The sequence below is a fragment of the Cupriavidus plantarum genome, assembly GCF_905397285.1.
Lineage (GTDB): Bacteria > Pseudomonadota > Gammaproteobacteria > Burkholderiales > Burkholderiaceae > Cupriavidus > Cupriavidus plantarum.
This window is the reverse complement of sequence record NZ_CAJPUX010000002.1, coordinates 1,126,582-1,147,721: the sequence shown is the minus strand read 5'-3', so window position 1 is coordinate 1,147,721 and position 21,140 is coordinate 1,126,582. Positions and strand designations below refer to the sequence as shown.

General features: G+C 66.0%; 19 protein-coding genes. 8 read left to right on the top strand and 11 right to left on the bottom strand.

Annotated features, from left to right (window positions below):
• Nucleotides 1-1,842, top strand: coding sequence for an ATP-binding protein (locus KHP16_RS13885; protein ID WP_211960427.1), 1,842 nt, complete (start codon nt 1-3; stop codon nt 1,840-1,842).
• Nucleotides 1,843-1,992: 150 nt separating this feature from the next.
• Here the strand turns inward: KHP16_RS13885 and KHP16_RS13880 are convergent, their stop codons facing one another.
• Nucleotides 1,993-2,928: a Dyp-type peroxidase gene (locus tag KHP16_RS13880; protein WP_211960426.1), complete on the bottom strand. Its 936-nt coding sequence runs from the start codon at nt 2,926-2,928 to the stop codon at nt 1,993-1,995.
• A gap of 101 nt (nt 2,929-3,029) precedes the next feature.
• Here KHP16_RS13880 and KHP16_RS13875 point away from each other — a divergent pair, with 101 nt between their 5' ends.
• On the top strand, nt 3,030-4,271 hold the full coding sequence (locus KHP16_RS13875) for a Clp protease/crotonase-like domain-containing protein (RefSeq protein WP_244835794.1): 1,242 nt from the start codon (nt 3,030-3,032) through the stop codon (nt 4,269-4,271).
• A gap of 10 nt (nt 4,272-4,281) precedes the next feature.
• Here KHP16_RS13875 and KHP16_RS13870 read toward each other — a convergent pair whose 3' ends face one another.
• Both KHP16_RS13870 and KHP16_RS13865 read right to left on the bottom strand, forming a co-directional pair.
• Entirely contained in the window at nt 4,282-5,304 is a 1,023-nt protein-coding gene (locus KHP16_RS13870) for an LLM class flavin-dependent oxidoreductase (protein ID WP_211960424.1), read from the bottom strand.
• Between the two features lie 67 nt (nt 5,305-5,371).
• Nucleotides 5,372-6,355 carry an alpha/beta fold hydrolase gene (locus KHP16_RS13865; RefSeq protein ID WP_211960422.1) on the bottom strand — a complete coding sequence of 328 codons (984 nt, stop codon included), beginning with the start codon at nt 6,353-6,355 and terminating at the stop codon, nt 5,372-5,374.
• Nucleotides 6,356-6,444: 89 nt separating this feature from the next.
• Here KHP16_RS13865 and KHP16_RS13860 point away from each other — a divergent pair, with 89 nt between their 5' ends.
• Both KHP16_RS13860 and KHP16_RS13855 read left to right on the top strand, forming a co-directional pair.
• Nucleotides 6,445-6,648: a hypothetical protein gene (locus tag KHP16_RS13860; RefSeq protein WP_211960421.1), complete on the top strand. Its 204-nt coding sequence runs from the start codon at nt 6,445-6,447 to the stop codon at nt 6,646-6,648.
• Nucleotides 6,626-7,084, top strand: a complete 459-nt coding sequence (locus KHP16_RS13855; RefSeq protein WP_121492636.1) for a DoxX family protein — start codon at nt 6,626-6,628, stop codon at nt 7,082-7,084. The genes KHP16_RS13860 and KHP16_RS13855 overlap by 23 nt, the downstream gene beginning before the upstream one ends.
• Here KHP16_RS13855 and KHP16_RS13850 read toward each other — a convergent pair.
• Nucleotides 7,081-8,631 (bottom strand): GMC family oxidoreductase, encoded by a 1,551-nt coding sequence (locus KHP16_RS13850; protein ID WP_179593619.1) that lies wholly within the window; start codon nt 8,629-8,631, stop codon nt 7,081-7,083. The two genes, KHP16_RS13855 and KHP16_RS13850, sit on opposite strands and share 4 nt — an antisense overlap.
• 171 nt (nt 8,632-8,802) lie before the next feature.
• On the opposite strand from KHP16_RS13850, the gene KHP16_RS13845 reads away from it, so the two are divergent.
• Entirely contained in the window at nt 8,803-9,573 is a 771-nt protein-coding gene (locus tag KHP16_RS13845) for a GAF domain-containing protein (protein ID WP_211960420.1), read from the top strand.
• A 16-nt stretch (nt 9,574-9,589) separates the two neighbouring features.
• Here KHP16_RS13845 and KHP16_RS13840 read toward each other — a convergent pair whose 3' ends face one another.
• From KHP16_RS13840 to pcaB, 3 genes are read right to left on the bottom strand one after another with little or no spacing between them, the layout of a single operon-like run.
• Nucleotides 9,590-10,597: a tripartite tricarboxylate transporter substrate binding protein BugD gene (locus KHP16_RS13840; protein WP_415831079.1), complete on the bottom strand. Its 1,008-nt coding sequence runs from the start codon at nt 10,595-10,597 to the stop codon at nt 9,590-9,592.
• A 44-nt stretch (nt 10,598-10,641) separates the two neighbouring features.
• The gene (locus KHP16_RS13835) at nt 10,642-12,039 is read right to left on the bottom strand and encodes a cation:dicarboxylate symporter family transporter (RefSeq protein ID WP_211960419.1); all 1,398 of its coding nucleotides are present in this window, start codon (nt 12,037-12,039) and stop codon (nt 10,642-10,644) included.
• A gap of 43 nt (nt 12,040-12,082) precedes the next feature.
• The gene (gene pcaB, locus KHP16_RS13830; protein ID WP_109584319.1) at nt 12,083-13,453 is read right to left on the bottom strand and encodes a 3-carboxy-cis,cis-muconate cycloisomerase; all 1,371 of its coding nucleotides are present in this window, start codon (nt 13,451-13,453) and stop codon (nt 12,083-12,085) included.
• A gap of 120 nt (nt 13,454-13,573) precedes the next feature.
• On the opposite strand from pcaB, the gene KHP16_RS13825 reads away from it, so the two are divergent.
• Nucleotides 13,574-14,317, top strand: coding sequence for a GntR family transcriptional regulator (locus KHP16_RS13825; protein ID WP_211960418.1), 744 nt, complete (start codon nt 13,574-13,576; stop codon nt 14,315-14,317).
• Nucleotides 14,318-14,329: 12 nt separating this feature from the next.
• On the opposite strand, the gene KHP16_RS13820 is transcribed toward KHP16_RS13825, so the two are convergent.
• The gene (locus tag KHP16_RS13820) at nt 14,330-15,148 is read right to left on the bottom strand and encodes an alpha/beta fold hydrolase (protein WP_121492640.1); all 819 of its coding nucleotides are present in this window, start codon (nt 15,146-15,148) and stop codon (nt 14,330-14,332) included.
• A gap of 81 nt (nt 15,149-15,229) precedes the next feature.
• The gene (locus KHP16_RS13815) at nt 15,230-16,204 is read right to left on the bottom strand and encodes a GlxA family transcriptional regulator (protein WP_121492641.1); all 975 of its coding nucleotides are present in this window, start codon (nt 16,202-16,204) and stop codon (nt 15,230-15,232) included.
• A gap of 224 nt (nt 16,205-16,428) precedes the next feature.
• Here KHP16_RS13815 and KHP16_RS13810 point away from each other — a divergent pair, with 224 nt between their 5' ends.
• Nucleotides 16,429-17,238: an SDR family NAD(P)-dependent oxidoreductase gene (locus KHP16_RS13810; RefSeq protein WP_211960417.1), complete on the top strand. Its 810-nt coding sequence runs from the start codon at nt 16,429-16,431 to the stop codon at nt 17,236-17,238.
• 36 nt (nt 17,239-17,274) lie between these two features.
• Nucleotides 17,275-18,033, top strand: coding sequence for an SDR family oxidoreductase (locus KHP16_RS13805; protein ID WP_109584324.1), 759 nt, complete (start codon nt 17,275-17,277; stop codon nt 18,031-18,033).
• A 41-nt stretch (nt 18,034-18,074) separates the two neighbouring features.
• Here the strand turns inward: KHP16_RS13805 and KHP16_RS13800 are convergent, their stop codons facing one another.
• Nucleotides 18,075-19,256: a fumarylacetoacetate hydrolase family protein gene (locus tag KHP16_RS13800; RefSeq protein WP_211960416.1), complete on the bottom strand. Its 1,182-nt coding sequence runs from the start codon at nt 19,254-19,256 to the stop codon at nt 18,075-18,077.
• 30 nt (nt 19,257-19,286) lie between these two features.
• Nucleotides 19,287-21,068, bottom strand: a complete 1,782-nt coding sequence (locus tag KHP16_RS13795; RefSeq protein WP_211960415.1) for an IlvD/Edd family dehydratase — start codon at nt 21,066-21,068, stop codon at nt 19,287-19,289.
• Nucleotides 21,069-21,140: the final 72 nt, after the last annotated feature.

Sequence of the window (21,140 nt, the reverse complement as noted above, 5' to 3'; positions counted from 1 at the left end):
TTGGCGGCATTCTTCGATGACGACGCACCGGCTGCCGCGCGGCGACTCCGCGCGGCAGAGGCGTTGGCTGCGGCCGCGCCGGAACATACCCGGCCAAGCGTCACGTTTTTCGGGGCGATTGCCGCGCTGAGATCGGCGCCGTCGGGAGGCCACCCGTCGGATGTGGCGCCAGCGGTCTTCGCCGACATCGAAGCGCGGCGGGACAATCTCGAACGCTGGGGCCGTGCTTTTCCCGGCGCCGGCGGCAAGGCGATGCTGATCGGCGCCGAGCTGGCGCGGCTCCGGGGGAACGACGAGGCGGCGGCGCGTCTCTATTTCGATGCCGCCTCCGCCGCGCATGCCAGCGGACAACTCATGGTACAGGCGATCGCATGGGAGTTCGCGGCGACGCATCGACGATCGCAACGCGGGGCCGATGCGGCGAGGGATTACATGAGCCGGGCGCGCTATTGCTATGGCGCATGGGGCGCGCATGCCAAGGTGCAGCGCTTGACCATGCACGGCGGGCAGATGCGTCGAGACGATGATGAGTGGGCGGCTGGCGTGTTGCACCGGAGACATGGCATGGGGATCGATTTGCAGGCGGGTATGCGGGCAGTTCAGGCGTTATCGGAGGAGATATCGCTCGATAAACTCGTCGAAAGAGTCGTGGAGACGATGCTCGTGCAAGCCGGCGCGCAATACGGCGTACTGCTGCTGATGAAGGGCGGAGAGCCGATCGTCGAAGCCATCGGCACGGTGGTGCTTGGGAAAGTCCTCGTCGAGGCATCGCGCGCCGCCCCGACCGAGGCACGGCTTCCGCTCGACATGCTCGGGAAAGCGATTCGTGGCCGCAGGCTCGTCGCATTGGCGGACGCTGCCGCGTTGGTTGACCCCATCGTCGAGGACACACGCAACCGCCGAGGGACGCGTTCGGCCATCTGCGTGCCGCTGCTGCGGCAAGGCGAGATCGTCGGGGCGCTGTACCTGGAGAACCATCTCGCCGCGGGTGCCTTTACCAAGGACCGCGCGGCTTTCGTCGAGATGCTCGGCCAGCAGGCGGCCAATTCGCTTGCTGCCGCGCGCCTGTACCGGGAACTGGTCGATGAGAACGAACGGCGCGCGGAAACCGAGGCGGCATTGGTGAAGGCCAGGGAGGACCTCGCGCGGACCGCCCATCTGACGGTCATGGGCGGTATGGCGGCTTCCATCGCGCACGAAATCAACCAGCCCCTCGCCGCCATCGTCAATTGCAGCGGCGCGGGACGTCGATGGCTGGCGCGGGAGCATCCTGACATCCCCGAGGCCATGGCCGCCTTCGACCAGATCGCGAATGCCGCGGGACGTACCGCCGAAATCGTCCACGCGCTTCGATCCCTCGCCAAGCAGGCGCCCGCCTCCCTTGCCCCGCTCGGGATCAACGAGGTCGTGGTCAGTGTGCTGGAACTCATGCGGCGGGAGATCGAAGAGCGGCAAGTCAGGCTGACCCTCGCCCTGTCGACGTCGGGCAAGACGGTGGTCGGCGATGGCATCCAGTTGCAGCAGGTCGTACTCAACCTCATCACAAATGCCCTCGAAGCCATGGCCGACACGCCGCTCGCCTCGCGTGAGCTCACGGTCTCATCGGGAGTCGAAGGGGGCTACGTCAACGTGGAAGTCACCGACCGCGGAGGCGGCATCGACGCGGCCACCCTAGGCTGCATGTTCGATCCCTTCTTCACGACGAAAGGCACCGGCATGGGGATGGGGCTCGCCATCTGCCGCTCCATCATGGAAGCCCACGGCGGGACGCTCGACGCGTCGTCGCGGATCGGACACGGGAGCACGTTGCGCTTCCGTGTACCGATGGCGGCGCGCATTTAGGGGACAGTGCAGGGACGCGACCAATTCGGATCCAGATGCCGTTGGTGATCACGCTTCGTCGACTCCAATTGCTGCGCCGACGAGGAAGTCCTTCAGATAACCTTGCATGCGCAGTCGCTCACCAGCGTCGTCTGGTCCGACTGGTTCTACTCACCCTCCCGCCCCCTCCAGGAACCCCGCCGACGGCACGAAAAACAGCCCGCCGGTTACCGCCTGACTGAAATCCAGCAGGCGGTCGTAGTTTCCCGGTGGTTTGCCGACGAACATGTTTTCGAGCATCTCTTCGATGGATGTGGGCGAACGGGCGTAGCCGATGAAGAACGTGCCGAACTCGCCCTTGCCCGGCTGGCCGAAGGGCATGTTGTCGCGGAGGATCTTGATCTCCTTGCCGTCTTTCTCGATCGTCGTCAGCGCGCTGTGCGAGTTGGACGGTTTGACGGCGTCGTCGAGTTCGATGTCGTCCAGCTTCGTGCGGCCGATGACGCGTTCCTGGGCCTCCACGGTCAGGTCGTTCCACGCCGCCATGTCGTGCAGGTATTTCTGCGCGATGACATAGCTGCCCCCGGCGAACTCCGGGTCCTCGTCGCCGATGATCGTGAACCCGGCCATCTCGTGGTCCTCCGGGTTCTCGGTGCCGTCGACGAAACCGACCATGCTGCGCATGTCGAAATATCGAAACCCATGGACCTCGTCCACCACCGTGACGGCGGCGCCCAGGCGCTTCATGACCTGCGTCGCGAACTCGAAGCAGACGTCCATCTGGTCCGCGCGGATGTGGAGGAGCATATCGCCCGGCGTGGCGATCGCATGGCGCTTGCCTTCGCCGAACTCGCGGAACGGATGCAGCTCGGCCGGACGTGGCGCGCCGAACAGCCTGTCCCACGCGTCCGAACCGAAGCCGCAGACACATGACAGGTAGGCCTGCGGCACGCGCTTGCCCACCGATCGCACCAGCGCGGCCAGATCGCCGCACAGCGCCTTTACCGTGTCGACATGCTCACTCCCCTCGTTGATCGTCGCGACGAGAAAGATGGCGGAACGGGTAATGGGGTTGCAGACGGGTTGGGGGATGGGCGTGGTGGGCATTTTTTGGCAGGTGAAGAGGGATGGGCGGATGGGGCCGATCGGGGCGAGGACCTGTTAGCACGGGGAGCATACGACTTCTGGTACGGTCAGGCTATCTTGGGGTGACGCATGGCGCATTTATCGTGAATTATTTGACGGCGATAATTTATCGGAATACAATAATTTGCGATAAATGGCCGGTTCTTGCGATGACACAGCCTACCCCTGCTTCGACGCGTTATACGTTCCGCCGCCCCGAGCTCGCGGCTAGTTTTTGTGCGGCCCTCAGTGGCGATAGCCTGCTCGATGCCCGCTCCGGGTTGTTTCTGGCGGCGCCCCGTCGGGTGGGGAAATCGACGTTTCTGCGGGAGGACCTCGTGCCTGCCGCGGAGGCGCGGGGTTGGACGACGGTTTATGTGGACCTTTGGTCGAACAAGGCGCATGACCCAGGGGAGCTCATTGCCGATGCCATCAAGCAAAAGCTTGCGGAGTACGCGGGCATCGTCGGCAAGGCGGCGAAGGCGGTGGGGCTGACGAAGGTCACCGTCATGGGCACGCTGGGGCTGGACCTGACGACCACGGGGTTGCCGGCGGGCGTGACGTTGACTCAGGCCCTCACTGCCCTGCACAAGGCCGCCAAACGCCCGGTCATGCTGATCGTGGATGAGGCGCAGCACGCGCTCACGACCGATAAAGGTCTTGAAGCGATGTTCGGCCTGAAGGCCGCGCGCGATGCGATGAATGCTTCGGGCAAAGCCCCCGACCTGATGCTCGTGTTCACGGGCTCCAGTCGCGACAAGCTTGCGCATCTCGTCATGAACGCCCGCATGCCGTTCTTCGGCTCGCTGGTGACGCCCTTCCCTTTGCTGGATCGCAAGTTCACGGACGAGTACACCGCGAGCGTGAATACGGCGCTGGCGTCCGGCAACCAATTCGAGCCGGATGCCGTTTACGAAGCGTTCGAGATGGTCGGCCACCGCCCCGAACTGCTGCGCCATCTGACCTCGACGATCGCCATCGCCAACGAGTCGCCCTATCTCAGTCAGCGGCTGCGGGACGATGCGGGGCTGGTGCAGGAACGCCTTTGGAGCGAGGTCGAAAGCGAATTCGCGTCGCTGTCGCCGTTGCAGCAGGCGGTCATCCGCGCGATGGCGCTAAAGGAAGGCCAGTTCTCGCCATTCGGTGAGGCCGCGATGCGGGCCTATCGAACCTATCTGCCCGCTGGCGCGACGGTGAACAACGCGACGGTGCAGAACGCCATCGACGCGTTGCGGGAGCGCGAGATTCTTTGGAAGGAATCGCGGGGTACCTACGAGATCGAGGATCAGTCGTGGCTGAACTGGCTGCGTTCGCTGCCGCGCTGACGCATCGCATTTAGCGCCACCCCAGTCCGGGCGCGACGTGCTTGAGGATGGCCTCGAGCACGTGGGCGCAATAGTCGACGCCGAGCTGATTGGGAATCGTCAGCAGCAGCGTATCCGCCGCCGCGATCGCCTCGTCTTTCGACAATTGCTCGATGAGGGCATCGGGCTCGCCGACGTAGTTACGGCCGAAGATCTTCTGGACGTCGTCATCGAGAAAGCCGACCGTGTCGGAGGCTTGCGTTCCACGGCCGAAATACGCGCGGTCCTGATCGTTCACGAGCGCGAAGATGCTGCGGGTGACCGAGACGCGCGGCTCCCGTGTGTGTCCCGCCTCCTTCCACGCTTCCCGATACGCCCGGATCTGCGCGGCCTGCTGGACGTGGAGCGGCAAACCCGATTCGTCGTTCTTCAGCGTGGAAGTCTGCAGGTTCATGCCCAATCGTGCGGCCCATTGCGCGGTGGCGTCGGAGCCCGACCCCCACCAGATCCGGTCGCGCAAGCCTTCCGAGTGCGGCTCCACGCGCAACAGCCCGGGCGGGTTGGCGAACATCGGCCGAGGGGCCGGCTGCGCGAAGCCCTTGCCCCGGATGACCTCGTAGAACGCTTCCGTATGGTCGCGCGCCAGATCGGCATGCGTCTCGCCCTCACTGGGCGCGTACCCGAAGTACCGCCAGCCATCGACCACCTGCTCGCCGGATCCGCGGCTGATGCCGAGCTGCAGCCGCCCGCCCGAGATCAGGTCGACGGCGCCGGCCTCCTCCGCCATGTAGAGCGGATTCTCGTAACGCATGTCGATGACGCCCGTGCCGATCTCGATTCTGTGCGTTCGCGCGGCGACCGCCGCGAGCAATGGAAACGGTGACGAGAGTTGCTGGGCGAAGTGGTGAACCCGAAAGAACGCCCCATCCGCCCCCACCTCCTCGGCCGCCACCGCCAGTTCGATCGACTGCAGCAGCACGTCGCCTGCCGACCGCGTCCGGGAGCTTGGGCTATTGCCCCAATGGCCAAAGGAAAGGAAGCCGATTTTTTTCATGGCGGTGTCGTGTCAGGTAGAGAGGCATGCACCCCGCGAGTCTACCGATTTCACCGCCAGCCTGCCGCTACTTGCAGAGCTTCCGGTCGAGGAACCCACGGATCGTCGGGGCCATGACGTCGAGCTTGTCTTCCAGCGCGAAGTGCCCGGTATCGAACAGGTGCATCTCCGCATCCGGCAGATCGCGCTTGTATGGGTGGGCGCCCGACTCGGGGAAGATCTTGTCGTTCTTGCCCCAGACGATCAACGTCGGGGGTTTGCGTTCGCGGAAGAAGGCCTGGAATTTCGGGTAGAGCGGTACGTTGGTGCCGTAGTCGCGGAACAGGTCCAGCTGGATGTCCCGATTGCCTGGCCGGTCCAGTAGCGCCTGATCGATGGTCCAGTTGTCTGGGCTGATGCGGGACAGGTCGCTCATGCCGTCGGTGTACTGGAACTTCGTCGTCTCCAGCGTGACCAGACCGGCCAGTGCATCCCGGCGGGCGGGCGTGTCCTCCGCCCAGTACGCCTTGATCGGATCCCAGAAGGCGCCGAGTCCCTCGGTGTACGCGTTGCCGTTCTGCACGATCAGCGCCTGCACGCGCTCGGGGTGGGCGATGGCGAGTCGGTAGCCGACGGGCGCGCCATAGTCCATGACGTACATGCTGTATCGGGGCGCCCGCAACATGACCGTGAGCTTGTCGATGATGTCGGCGTAGTGCGCGAAGCTGTAGGTGAACGCCGCGCGGTCCGGCATGCCGCTTTGACCGAAGCCCGGGTAATCGGGGGCGATCACGCGGTACCGGTCGGCCAGCAGGGGAATGAGATTGCGGAACATGTGCGACGACGTCGGGAAGCCATGCAGCAGGAGCACCACGGGCCCATTCGCGGGGCCTGCCTCGCGGTAGAACACGTTGACGCCGTCGATCGACGCGGTGCGGTAGTGGATGACCGGCACGGCCTGCGCGGCGCCCGCGCGTGCCGGCTTGGGGCATGCGGCCGGCGCGGCCAGCGCGGTGTCGGCGGCGGCCAGCGCCACCCCCGTTAGCAGTGTTGTCAGCAAGCGGCGCGTCATGGCAATCCCCCAGCGATCCGTTGTCGTGTAGATACCGTATGACCCGGCTTCGGACAATTCACATTAATTCCCGTGAAAGAGGGCCTGCCGTGACCATGCCGCTGATCGCGGCCGTTAACGAAAGCCTGGATGGGAAGCCTGGATGGGAAGCCTGGATGCACGCATGGATTGTTGGCGATTCCCGGAAGCACCTGACAGATTTCACCGGTTTATCGGCGCGCCGTTACCGTCAACAATGGTTCTTGCCTCTAACGACCTCGCTCGATCCCAATGCCAAGCCTCGCGCGCCATGAACCTCTCCTGTATGCCCTGCTCCGCGCGGTCTTTGGTGTGGTGCTGTTCACACACGGGCTGCCCAAGGCTTTGGGCACTTCGCATGGGTCGATGGCCGACCCCATGGCGGGGTCGGTCCGGCTGATCCGGGACGTGATGGGGTTGCCGTTCGCGCCGGAGTTCGCATTTCTCGTCATGCTGCTGGAAACGGCCGGCGCGCTGATGCTGTTGCTGGGGCTCGGCACGCGATGGATTGCCGGTCTCGTGGCGCTCGAGATGGCGGCCATCAGCTATGCGCTGGGTCCCACGTGGCCGTGGATCGATCGCGGCATCGAGTTTCCGGTGTTGATGGGATGCCTCGCGCTGTATATGGCCGCGCGCGGCGGTGGCGTCTATGCGCTGGATGCGGCCATCGGCCGGCGCATGTCGGTCACCTGCCCAACGTCGCCGCGCTAGATCCCGTATGCGGCGCGGATCTGCTCTGCCGCGCGTTCGCCGATGATGACGCAGGGCGCCATCGTGTTGCCGCTGGTGACATGCGGCATCACCGAAGCGTCCGCAATGCGCAGGCCTTCGATGCCGTAGACCTTCAGGCGGCCGTCGACGACCGACATCGCATCGCGCCCCATCTTGGCCGTGGACGACTGATGCCAGTACGTGACCGCGGCATTGCGCACGTATTCCTCCAGTTCCTTGCCGTGACGCTTGCCCGGCAGCGCCTCGCGCGTGACCAGGCCCTGGAACGCCGGGCGGGCGCCGAGCGCGCGAACCAGTTCGATATTGGCCAGCGCGGTCTTCATGTCGTCCGGATGGGACAGCGTGTTGGCCTCGATGATCGGCACATCGCGCACATCGGCACCCGAGAGCCGCACGCTGCCCCGGCTCTTCGGGTGGGCGAGGCCGGCAAACATCGTCCAGCCGTGCAGCGGGACGTCGAGCGCCATGGTTTCCGCGCTCGGCACCGGGAATTCGACCTGGCAGTGGAACATGTCGGGCAGATGCATGCCCGCATCGCTCGACCAGTACAGCGTGGCTTCCGAACCGCCGTAACCAATCGCCTGCGGCGTGGGGTATTCGAAGATCACGCCGAACGACACATGGTCCTGATGGTTCGCCCCGACGCCAGGCAGATGCTGTACCACGGGCACGCGATGCCGCCGTAGTTCGTTCTCGTCGCCGATGCCGGATTGCATCAGCACCTTGGGCGTGTTGACGGTACCCATCGAGAGGATGACTTCCCGGTTCGCATGGAACACGCAGCGCTCGCCGTTGCGGACGGCTTCCACGCCAATGACCGTGGTGCCGCGCAGCACCAGCCGGGACACCAGCGTGTTGGGCAGCACCGTGAGGTTGGGCTGGCCGATTCTCGGATGCACATAGGCGCGATAGATCGACGACCGTTTGCCGTCGCGCACGATCAGGTCGTTGATCGCGGCGCCGCCCCGCCCTTCCATCATCGATCCGTTCGGATTGTCGAAGCTCGGGATGCCGAGGTCGCGCGCGGCATCCACCATGGCCTGGGCGACGGGCTGCGGCTGGCGCGCGGGCGTGACGTGCACCGGGCCGTCCATACCGCGCCGGGCGGGGTCCGGCGTGCCCTGGTAATTTTCCACGCGCCGGTAGATCTTGAGCACCGACTCGTACCCCCAGCCCGGATCGCCGGTCTCCGCCGCGAAGTCTTCCCAGTCATTGCGATGGCCCCGCGCCCACACCATCACGTTGACGCTCGACCCGCCGCCGAGCACCTTGCCCATGTTCAGGGGAATGGAACGCCCATTGAGGTGCGAATTCGGCTGAGCGGAGAAATTCCAGTCGCGCACGCTCCCGAGGTTCATGGGCCATTGCGAGGGATTCGCCACCTCGGGCACGTCGTCGCTGCCCCCCGCTTCGATGAGCAGCACACGCACCTCGGGATTTTCGGCCAGCCGCCCGGCTACGACCGAGCCGGCCGTGCCGGCGCCGCAGACGATGAAATCAAAGGCCAACGCTTCACTCGGGACCATCTCCACTCCTTTTTGCGCGGTTCACGATGACCCGAAGTCTAAATTCAATTCCATCGAAAGTATCAATTTTGTATGATTGATTTTATCGGAACGCACGGTGGGATGCCGACGCCGACGGGAACACGCCGGCGCCGGTACACTACCGACCGACACGCAATACGCATGCATCACATGGAAGACACGGTTCTGACCACCACGCAGGTCGCGAGAATGCTCGGCATCTCGGTCCGCACCGCGCAATTGCTGATCGAGGGCGGCACGCTGACGTCATGGAAGACGCCCGGCGGGCATCGGCGCGTGTTCCGTGCGGAAGTGCAGGCATTGATCGCGCGGGAGCGGCCAGCGTTGACGCCGGAAACGCCCGCTGGCGAGACGACATCGGCTGTCGATGCTGAAGGCGCCTACCCCGTGGCCGCGGACGAAGCACGGCGGCTGCTCGCGGTGGAACGGTCCGGTCTGGTGGATACGGCGCCAGAGACGGCCTATGACCGCATTACGTGGCTGGCCGCGCAAACGCTGTCCGCACCGGTCGCCTTGATGACGGTACTGACCCCCACGCGGCAGTGGTTCAAATCGCGGCACGGCCTGGAGATGACCGAATCCCCGCGCAGCTGGGCCTTCTGCAACCACACGGTCCTGCAGCGGGAAGTGTTCGTGGTGAACGACCTTTCGACGCATCTGGCCTTTGCTTCGAATCCGGCGGTCGCGGGCGCGCCGCATTTCCGGTTCTATGCGGGCGCGCCGGTGCGGGACCCCGAGGGCTACGCGCTGGGGTCGATCTGCGTGATGGATTACGCGCCGCGATGGCTCGATGCGGATCAGAAGAAGGCGCTCGAGGCCCTCGCTGCGTTTGCATCCAGCGAGATCCGGCTGGCGCAGACCGACCGGGCGCTCGTACAACTGCAGGACCATCGCGCGCGCAAGGCGCGCGCCGCCAGATAGCGCTCGAACCCGGCTATCAATCCAGCGAGATATTGGCCTTTGCGGCCAGCACCTTCCAGCGGGCGACTTCCGATTCCGTATGCCTGCCCAGCGCCGCGGCCGTGTATTTCTCGGCGGGCAGTGTCTGGATGGCCTGCGCCGTCAGCCGGTCCGTGAATGACTTGTCGCTCATCACCTTCAGGTAGGCGGCCTGCATCTTGTCGATGGCCGCCTGCGGCGTGCCCTTCGGCGCGTAGATGCCGTACCACGTGGCCGCCTCGAACCCTGGGACGACGGTTTCCGCCAGGGTTGGCACGTCCTTCAGCTGGGCCACCCGCGTGGACGACGTGACCGCGAGCGCGCGGACCTTGGACTCGGTGATCTGCGGCAAGGCCGTGTTGGTCTGGTCGAACATGCCATCGACCTGTCCGCCGATGACGTCGATCAGCGCGGGGCCCGCGCCCTTGTATGGCACCAGCGACACCTTCATGCCCGCCGCCGACGCGAACATCGCCGCGATCAGGTGGGATGTGGACCCCATTCCCGCATTGCTGAGGTTCAGCTTGCCCGGATTCTGCCTGCCGTATTCGACGAACGCCTTCACGTCCTTCGCCGGATGGTCCTTGCGCACCATCAGCACCATTGGCGTATCGGGGAAGCGGAACACCGGCGCGAAGTCCTTCACCGGGTCATAGGACAGCTTCTTGTACAGCGCGGGCGCGGCGCCCATGTAGCCCATATGGCCGACCAGCATGGTATAGCCGTCGTTGGCCGCGCGCGCCGCTTTCGTCGTGCCGACCGTGCCGCCGGCGCCCGGCGAGTTGTCGATGACGATCGACTGCCCGACCTCGCGCGAGACGCGTTCGGCGATGCTGCGTGCGAGCGCATCCGTGGGACCGCCGGCCGCGAAGGGAACGATCCACGTAATGGGCTTGGTCGGGTACGACTGGGCATGGGCGTTGCCGCTTGCCATGATGGTGGCGGTGAGGGTGGCGGTGGCGACCATGGCGCCAAAAAAACGTGCAGGGGTGGCGATGGGATGCATGGGTTGTCTCCTCGGCGGTGTCTATGGGCTGCGGCCAGTGCGTCTTACGCGCGCTTGACCTGAATGCCGGCCGCATGGGCCCGGCTGTCGTCGATGTCTTCTTCCAGCAGGCTGCCGTCGTCCAGCGCCGCATCCGCGGCCGCGGCGTCCGGATACAACTCGGGGTACAGATGCCGGCGGGCGCGCTCGGCGTCGAACGTGCCCGACCACTTGGCGACGACCACGGTGGCCACGCTGTTGCCGATGGTGTTGCAGGTGGAAATCGCCATCGACAGGAAGCGATACACGCCAAAGATCACGGCAAGCCCTTCCACGGGCAGGATGCCGGTCGAGCTCACGGTCGCCGCGAAGACGACAAACGAGCCGCCCGACACCGTGGCCGCGCCCTTCGACGTCAGCAGCATCAGCAGCAGGATGCCGATCTGATGGTCGAGCGACAGCGGCACGCCATAGGCATGGGAGATGAACATCACGCCCATCGCCATAAAGATCGACGTGCCGTCGAGGTTGAACGCATAGCCCGTGGGCAGCACCAGCCCGACGGTCTGCTTGGCGCAGCCCAGCCGCTGGAGCTTGATGAGCAGCCGCGGCAGCGCGCTCTCCGACGACGCCGTGCCGAGCACGATCAGGATCTCGTCCTTGATGTACCGCAGAAAGCGCCACAGGCTGAAGCCCGCGAGCCGCGCGACCAGACCGAGCGCGCCGAGAATGAAGACGATGACCACGGCGTAGAAGCTCAGCACGAACTCGGCCAGCGCGAGCAGCACCGCCGTGCCGTTGCTCCCGACCGAGTACGCGACCGCGCCGAATGTGCCGATCGGCGCGAGCTTCATCACGAGGTTGATGAAGGAGAACAGCACCTCGGAGATGTTGTCGAGGCCCTCGTTGATCCTGACGCGGCGGGTCTCGGGAATCGCGAGGATGCCGATGCCGACCATCACGGCCAGCACGACGACCTGAAGCAGTTCACCCTTCGCAAACGCGCCGACGAAGTTGTCCGGCACGATATGCGCCATGAACTCCAGGAAACCCTGCGGCGCCGCGGCCTTGGCCACCGGCGCCGCCGACGCGGCGCCCACGCTGGCCATGCCCTTGCCGATCTCGAGCACATTGCCGGCGACCATGCCGAGGATCAGCGCGACGGTGGACACCACCTCGAAATACAGGATCGAACGCCAGCCCACGCGCCCCGCGCTGCGGACATCGCCGGCGGACGCAATGCCATGGACGATGGTGAGGAACACCAGCGGCGCCACGCCAGCCTTGATCAGCGAGAGGAACATGTCCCCAAGCAGCTTGAGCTTGGCCGCGAACTGCGGAAAGGCGAACCCCACCGCGATACCGAGGATCAGCGAGACCAGCACCTGCATGCCCAGACGGCGATACCAGGGCAGCCGCGCTGGCTTGGTGACGGTGGGAGGTTGGGAGGCTGTACTGTGCATCTGTGTTTCCTTCAACGGGTACTTCATCCGGAGCGGCGTCCGCTCAGGCCACTTCCTTCGATAGCGCGATGGCGCGGTCCACCATCTGCGGCGAAAGGCCCAGATAGTTCGCGGGATCGACCATCTGCTCGATCGCCGCGCGATCGAAATGCTTCGTGACCTCGGGGAGCGCGAGCAGCGCTTCGGCCAGCGTGCCGCCCTGTTCGTTGACCGTGCGGCAAGCGTCGTAGACCACGTCGTGTGCCTGCTGGCGGCCGATGTGCGGGGCCATGCGCATCATCACGGCTTCCGCGACGATGAGCCCCTTCGAGATGCCGAGGTTATGCGCCATGCGCGCGGTATCCACGATGAGGCCGCCAAGCGCGAACTTCGCCTGATGCAGCGCGCCGGACGTGAGGATGAAACTTTCGGGAATCGCGATCCATTCGGCATGCCACGGTCCCGTGGCGCGCTCGAAGTCCTGCACCATCGCGTCGACCATCAGACCGGCGTGCTGCCGCACGGCCTTGGATGCGGCGAGCATCAGTTCGCTCGAGATCGGGTTGCGCTTCTGCGGCATGGTGCTGCTGGCGCCCCGGCCCTTGACGAACGGTTCGTAGACCTCGGCGAACTCTGTCGACGCCATGATCATGATGTCCAGCGCGATCTTGCCGAGCGAGCCCGTGACGAGGGCCAGCAGGTTCACTGCCTCCGCGAAGCCGTCGCGCGCCACGTGCCAGGTGGTCGCGGGCACGCCGAGGTCCAGTTCTTGCGCCAGCGCGCGCTGCACCTCGAAGCCCTTGTCGCCGAGCGACGCGAGCGTGCCGGCCGCGCCGGCGAACTCCACCACGGCCACGCGCGGACGCAGTTCCGCGATCCGCTGCTGATGACGATCGAACATTGCGAGCCAGATGGCCGTCTTGTAGCCGAAGGTCACCGGCAGCGCCTGCTGGAGGTGGGTACGGCCCGCCATCGGCGTGTCGCGATGCTTGATGCTGAGGTCGGCCAGGATCCCGCGCAGCTCGCGAATGTCCGCGGCGACGCTGTCGAGCGCGTCGCGCACCTGCAGCGCCACAGCGGTGTCCATGATGTCCTGCGTGGTCGCGCCCCAGTGCACGTAGCGGCCCGCCTCCCCGCACATTTTCACCATCTGGTGCACCAGCGGCAGGATCGGATACCCGACAATGTCGGTTTCCTCGCGCATGTGATCGAAGTCGATCCGGTCGATGCGCGACGCACGCGCGATGGCATCGGCGGCCTCCGCCGGGATCACGCCGACACGGGCCTCGGCCCTGGCCAGCGCGATCTCCACGTCGAGATAGCGCTGGACGAGTGCGCCGTCGGAGAAAATCTCGCGCATCTTCTTCGTGCCGAAGGCATCGCGGAACAAGGCGGAGTCGACGACGGTGCTGGCGGCGGGAATGGTGTAGGTCATGGCGTGTGGTCTGGTAATCGGGCGGGAACTGGTATATGTTCGAACTTATTCGCTATTAAATATGTTCGAACATATTTGAGAAATTGGTGTTAACCCTTGGCGCGGGAAGACAGGGCATCCATGAGCAAGATGAACTTCGCCGAGATCAGCACGGAACTGCTGGAAGGCATTACGACGGGACGTTTCCCGGTGGGGGCGCTGCTGCCGACGGAGCTCGAGATGTGCGAGCAGTTCGGGGCGAGCCGCTACACGATTCGCGCGGTGCTTCAGGACCTGCAGGAGAAGGGGCTGGTCTCGCGCCGCAAGAACGTGGGGACGCGCGTGGAAGCGTCGCGGCCAAAGACGGTGTTCCGGCCGACGCTGGCGTCGATCGAGGACCTGATGCAGTTCGGGGGGCAGCACCGGCGGGTGGTGCAGTCAGTGGAAACCGTCACGCCGCCGGCGGAGATCGCCGCCGTGCTGGATCGCTGCGATCGCCGTGACGGCGATGCCGGGGGGAACGTGTTACGGATTTCCAGCGTGCGATTGGACGGCGCCGCGCCCATCGCGTGGACCGATGTCTATATCGACGCGGCCTACGCGGATCTCGGCCCCATCGTGCGCGACACGCCGGACGTGCTCGTCAGCGCGTTGATCGAATCGCGCTATGGGCGGCAGATCGCCGAGATCGAACAGGACATCCGCGCGTCGACGCTGCGCGATGCGCGCATTGCGGACGCCCTCGGCCTCGATCCCGGCGCCGCGGTACTCAGGATCGTGCGTCGATATCTCGATGCCGACGGCAAGACGTTCGAGTTGTCAGTGACGATCCATCCGGCGGAGACGGTGTCGGTGACGACGCGGATGCAGCGCAACGTCCGGTAGTCCGGTCGGAATTCAGGCCAGAAACCGGTCGATCTCCGCCGCGAAGTCCTCGATCTCCTGGAACAGGAATGCGTGGCCGGCATCGGGATACAGCACCAGCTTTGCATACGGCGCCTGTTGAGAGAGGACATACGACCGGTACGCGGGAAGCATCACGTCCTGCGCCCCGTTGGCCACGAGGATCGGCAGCCGCAGCTCGGCCGCGCGATGCAGGACGCCCTGCCATGACGAGATGGCCTTCACCTGCGCCATGAAGGCTTCGGCCGTAACGCGCGGGCCGCGATCGGGTTGCGCGGCGATGCGCGCGAGCGATGCCCTTCCCGCGGCGACGGCCGTCTCCGACTCCGGATAGAACAGAAAGAGAAAGTCCTCGGCATCGTTGACGGCATGCGTCATGACCTGCGGCACGCGCGGATGCGGCTGCGGTCCGTCGGTGATGCCGCCCGGACTCGATCCCGCCACGATCAGCCGGCGCACGAGGTGCGGTGCGTCGAGCGCCAGTTGCTGGGCGACCACGCCACCGAGGGACCAGCCGAGGACATCGGCCTGAGCAAAGCCCAGCGCGCCGATCGCCGCGTCGATCACTCCGCCCGCGATCGCCGCCATGCCGCCGACGGTGTCCGGCACCCTGCCCCCGGACCGGCCGATGCCCGCGCTATCGAACCAGATTACGCGGCGCTCGGCCGAGATCGTCTCGATGAACGCGGGATCCCAGTCGTCCATCGTGCCGCGAAACCGCTGCAGCAGGAGCAAGGGGATGCCGCCGTCCGGACCGCTTTCGCGCAGGGCGATGCGGCCGTGAGGGGTGTCGAGGTCGAAGGATCGGGCCATAAGGCGTCTCGTTGTTATGGGAATCCTTCCAGCGTATGGCCGCCCTTCCTCCGGCGCCTGACAAATACACTGACCTTTCGGTCATTCTGCATCGTTCGTCGCCAGCGAGGGCTTCAACGCGGGCTCGGCAGCCGTGTCGTTGCGGCGCAGGCTGCTGGGCGGCTGGCCATAGGCGCGCACGAACGCGCGCCGCATGCGGTCGCGGTCGGCAAAACCCGTGTCGCGCGCCACGGTTTCCATCGGATGCCGTCCGCTTTCCAGCATCGCGCGCGCGGCTTCGAGCCGCAGCATCTCCACCGCCTTTGCTGGCGACTGGCCCGTCTCCTCGCGAAAGAGCCGGCTGAACTGTCTCGGGGACAGCCGTGCCGCATCCGCGAGTTCCTCGACCGTCAGCGCGTTGCGCAGATGTTCTTTCGCATAGATCAGGGCGCGCTTGACGCGGTCGCTGCGCGGCTCCAGTTCCAGCAGCGTCGAGAACTGCGACTGCCCGCCCGGCCTGCGGTAGTAGACGACGAGGCGGCGGGCAACGTTGCGCGCCAGCGCGGGACCGTGATCGTTCTCGATCAACGCCAGCGCCAGGTCCATGGCCGCCGACATGCCGGCGGAGGTCCACACGTTGCCGTCCTGCACGAAGATGCGGTCCTCATCGACATTGACGCCCGGATAGCGCTCCTGTAACCGCCTTGCATGCAGCCAGTGCGTGGTCGCGGTCCGGCCGTCGAGCAGGCCCGCTTCCGCGAGCGCGAAGGCCCCGGTGCAGATGCCGGCCACACGCCGGGCTTCGCTTCCCGCGCGATGGATATAGGACTTGAGGCCCGGCGGCAGCGGCCCCGGAATGCGGATGCCCGCGACCATCAGCGTGTCCGGCATGCTGCTCAGGGGCACGGTCTCGATGCCGAGTCCGACCGTGGACCGTACGAGGCCGCCGGACTCCGAGAGGATGGCCATGCGATATCCGTCGCCGCCCAGTTCCGTGTTGGCGAGCTCGAACGCGGATAGCGCCGAGAGACCGATCACTTGGAACCCCTCTTCCAATATCAAACCGATTTGCCGCATAAGTTGTATTCCGCTACGCAAGCGGGCCGACCAATGGCCACGCTTCCGGGGCAATTTATTCGCGGCACCGGATGGCGTCAAGGCCGCTCCCCGGTACGGACGCCGCTTACCGGCACGATGTCCGGAATCTCCGCGAATACGTCAGTCCGCGACGAGGTGATTTCCCTATTCTTGGTCCACTCGTCAGACCACTTCTCTCACCTCTCGAAAAAACAGGGACAGACATGCCAGCACAAGCCGTAACCGCTCTCGTCACCGGCGCGTCGTCGGGTATCGGCGCCGTCTACGCCGACCGCCTCGCCGCGCGCGGCCACGACATGATTCTCGTCGCGCGCAATGAAGAACGCCTGCGCGCGCAGGCCGACAAGCTGTCCCGCCGCCATGGCGTTGCGGTGGACCTGCTCGTCGCCGATCTGAACCGGCTCGCCGATCTGCGCCGCGTCGAGGCGCGCCTGACGAGCGACGAACGCATCGGCATCCTGGTCAACAATGCCGGTTTCGGCGGCGCGGGCACGCTCGCGCAGTCGTCGGTGGACGATATGGAGCGAATGATCGGCGTGAACGTGACCGCGGTCATGCGCCTCGCCTATGCCGCCGCGCCCGCATTCGCGTCCCGCGGCGCCGGCGCGATCGTCAACATCGCATCGATCGCCGCGATCGCGCCCGAAGTGCTCAATGGCGTCTACGGCGGCACCAAGGCCTTCGTGCTGGCTTTCAGCCGATCGCTGAAGAAGGAGCTCGCCGAGCAAGGCGTCCACGTGCAGGTCGTGTTGCCCGGCGCCACGGGAACCGAGTTCTGGGACATCGCCGGACTGCCTTCGTCGAATCTGCCCGAAAGCTGGGTGATGACCCCCGAAACGCTCGTCGACGCCGCCCTTCTCGACCTCGACGCGGGCGTGTTCGCGTCGATTCCGTCGCTACAGGACGAGTCGCAATGGGAGGCATGGGAGCGCGCGCGCGAAGCGATGCTGCCGAACCTGTCGTCGCGCGTCGCGGCGCCGCGCTATGCGTCGGCCGACGTCCACGAAGGCTGAGGCGATATTCGACTGGGAAGCGACAGGAGACCGAGCATGCAACTCACGGGCAATACGATATTCATCACGGGCGGGACGTCGGGCATCGGGCTCGCGCTGGCCAGGGCATTCCACGAACTCGGCAACAAGGTCATCGTCGCGGGACGGCGCAAGGCGCTGCTCGCGGAGATCTCGGCCGCGCATCCGGGCATCGACGGCATCGAGCTGGACATTGCCGACGCCGATGACATCGCGCGCGTGGCCGCCGAACTCATCGCGAAGTATCCGACGCTGAACGTGCTGGTGAACAATGCGGGGATCATGCCGTTCGACGACCCCTCGACCGTCGTCGATGACGCGGGTTCGCGCCGTATCCTCGATACGAACTTCCTCGGCGCGGTGCGCATGACGTCGGCGCTCGTCGAGCATCTGAAGGCCCAGCCGCGCGCCACCATCCTCTACAACAGCTCCGTGCTGGCCTACGTGCCGATCGCCACGAACGCGGTGTACTCGGCCTCGAAGGCCGCGGTGCATTCCTACGCGCTGTCGCAACGGTTCATGCTGCGCGACACCAGCGTGACGGTGCAGGAAATCGCGCCGCCGTGGGTGGATACCGACCTGATCCGGAAGAGTGGCGATCCGCGCGCCATGCCCCTCGATGCGTTTATCGAGGAAACCATGCGCGGGCTCGCCACGGACGCGCCGGAGGTGTTCGTCGAAGGGATTCGCGCGATGCGGAACAACCCGGGCCTCGGCGAGCACGAACTCGTGCACGCCTTCAACCAGAGCATCGCCGAGAATCCCATTCCGGTCTGAGCCCGCCGGGTTCAGCGCGCCCGAAATTAGCGCGTCAGAACTTAGCGCGTCAGCAAGCCGCGCGCCGCCAGATTGCCGTAAAGCGCCCGGACGCCGAACGTCCAGGGCGCGATCTCCGTGCACAGGCGCACCGTGTTCACGAGCGCGCCCAGCGACGGGGTGGCGATGGTGACACGGTCGCCGAGGTGGTGGGTGAAGCCGGCGCCCGGCGCATCGCGGTCCTGGATCGGCGAGAACATTGTGCCGAGGAACAGCATGAAACCGTCCGGGTACTGATGATGCGCGCCGAACGTCTGCGACACCAGATCCGCCGGGTCACGGCTGATTTCGCGCATATGGCTGATGCCGTCGAGCACGAAGCCGTCGTCGGCGCCGTCCACGCGCAGCGTCAGGCTGGCCGCGCGCACGCTGTCCAGCGTGAACGTCTCGTCGAACAGCCGCACGAACGGGCCGATGGCGCACGACGCGTTGTTGTCCTTGCACTTGCCCAGCAGCAGCGCGGAACGCCCTTCGATGTCCCGCAGGTTGACGTCGTTGCCCAGCGTCGCGCCGACGATGCCGCCCGCGCTGTTGACGGCCAGCACGATCTCCGGCTCGGGGTTGTTCCAGACGGAGACCGGCAGGAGCCCCACATCCGCGCCGAAGCCCACCGACGACATCGGCTGGGATTTGGAGAACACCTCGGCGTCGGGACCGATGCCGACTTCCATGTATTGCGACCACGCGCCGCGCCGCTCGAGCTCGGCCTTCAGCCGCTGCGCGGCCTCGGAGCCCGGGACGATCTTGGACAGGTCGGTGCCGATGGTCGCCGCAATCGTCTCGCGCACGTCGCGCGCCCTGGCGGGATCGCCGCCGGCCTGCTCCTCGATCACGCGTTCGATCAAGCTGACCGCGAACGTGACGCCGCACGCCTTGATGGCCTGCACGTCGCACGGCGCCAGCAGCGCGTGGCGCGGCTTGCCGCCATCCAGCGCCGGCTGCAGCAGGTCTTCCACGCGGCCGAGCCGCTCGCCCGGCGCATGACGCGCGATGTCCACCACGTCGGCGCGATCGAACAGGTCGGCCGTGGTCGGCGCCTCGCGCGTGATATCGAAGACGTCGCCGTTGCGGATGGCGACGACACTGGGGCCGGGATGGGCGACGTCGTCGCGCCAGACACGGCCGATGAGCAGCGCCTGCGCGAGATCCCGCGGCAGGCAATCGGAAACAGGGATGGGATGCATGGTCAGCTCGCTACAGGTTGGCGTCGATCGTCAATGCGAGTGGCGCGGATTGCCGCGCTGCTCGATCACCTTCAGGTACAGCGTCGCGGGCTCGAGGCAGCCGCCCGTCGACAACTGGCCCACGGTCTGACGGTACAGTTCCTGCCACGGCGTCTGCGCGGGCGGCACCGTGAAGGTCGCGGTCTGGCGGCGGCGTTCCAGTTCGTCGGCATCCACGAGCACGTTCACGCTGCGATCGTTGAGATTCACGCGAATCCGGTCGTTCGTCCGCAGCAGCGCCAGTCCCCCGCCGACGGCCGCCTCGGGTGACATGTTGAGAATCGACGGGCTGGCCGACGTTCCGCTTTGCCGTCCATCGCCCATGCAGGGCAGCGACGTGATGCCCTTGCGCACGAGGTCGGCGGGCGGCGCCATGTTGACGACTTCCGAACTTCCGGGATAGCCCACGGTCCCGCATCCGCGGATGACGAGGATGCACCGTTCGTCGATCTCCAGCGAGGGATCGTTGATCCGCGCGTGGTAATCCTCGGGGCCCTCGAAGACGATGGCCCGCGCTTCGAACGTGTTCTCGGCGCCGGGCTCGCTCAGGTAGGTGCTGCGGAACGCCTCGCCCACCACGGACATCTTCATGATCGCGCTGTCGAAGAAATTGCCCGACAGCACGATGAAGCCGGCGCCATGCTTGAGCGGCGCCTCGGCCGTCCGAATGACATCACGATCGGCCTCGGGCGCCTTGTCCGCGATGTCGCCGAGGTGCTGGCCCGATACCGTCATGCAGTCTCGGCGCAGCAGACCCGCGGCATCGAGCTGGCGCAACACCGCGGGCACACCGCCCGCGCGATGGAAGCTCTCGCCCAGATATTCACCCGCGGGCATGCAGTTGACGAGCAGCGGCACCTGCTCGCCAAAGCGCTGCCAGTCTTCGAGGCTCAGGTCCACGCCCATGTGACGCGCGATGGCGATCAGGTGCGGCGGACAGTTGCTGGAGGCGCCCAGCGCCGACGCGACGGCAATGGCGTTCTCGAACGCCGCGCGCGTCATGATCTTCGAGGGGCGGAGATCCTCGCGCACGAGTTCGACGGCGCGCTTGCCCGTGGCATAGGCCATCTGCCCGCGCTCCCGATACGCGGCGGGAATACTGGCGCAGCCGGGCAGCGACATGCCCAGCGCTTCGGCCAGGCTGTTCATCGACAACGCGGTGCCCATCGTATTGCAGTGGCCGATCGACGGCGACGACGCGGTGGTCAGCGCCATGAAGCCTTCGTAGTCGATATCGCCCGCGGCAAGCAGATTGCGCGCATGCCAGATCACGGTGCCCGACCCGACGCGCTTGCCCTCGTGCCAGCCGTCGAGCATCGGGCCGCCGGACAGCACGATGGCGGGCATATCGACGGTCGCGGCCGCCATGAGGCAGGCCGGCGTGGTCTTGTCGCAGCCGGTTGTGAGCACCACGCCATCAAGGGGAAAGCCGTGCAGGACCTCCACCAGTCCGAGGTACGCGAGATTGCGGTCGAGCGCGGCGGTCGGGCGGCGGCTCTGCTCCGCCAGCGGGTGCACGGGGAATTCCATCGGAATCCCGCCTGCATCGCGAATGCCCGCCTTCGTGCGCGCGGCCAGTTCGATATGGTGGCGGTTGCACGGCGCGAGATCGCTGCCGGTTTGCGCGATGCCGATGATCGGCCTGCCCGACTGGAGTTCTTCGCGCGTGAGCCCGTAGTTCATGAAGCGCTCGACGTAGAGCGCCGTCATGTCGGCATGCGAGGGGTCATCGAACCATTCCTGACTGCGCAGGCGGCGTGGGGTATCCGACATCGTTGCTGTCTCCTGTCTGGAATCTCTTGTCCGGATAGTTACCGGTAACATTGTTTGCCGATGGTAGCACGG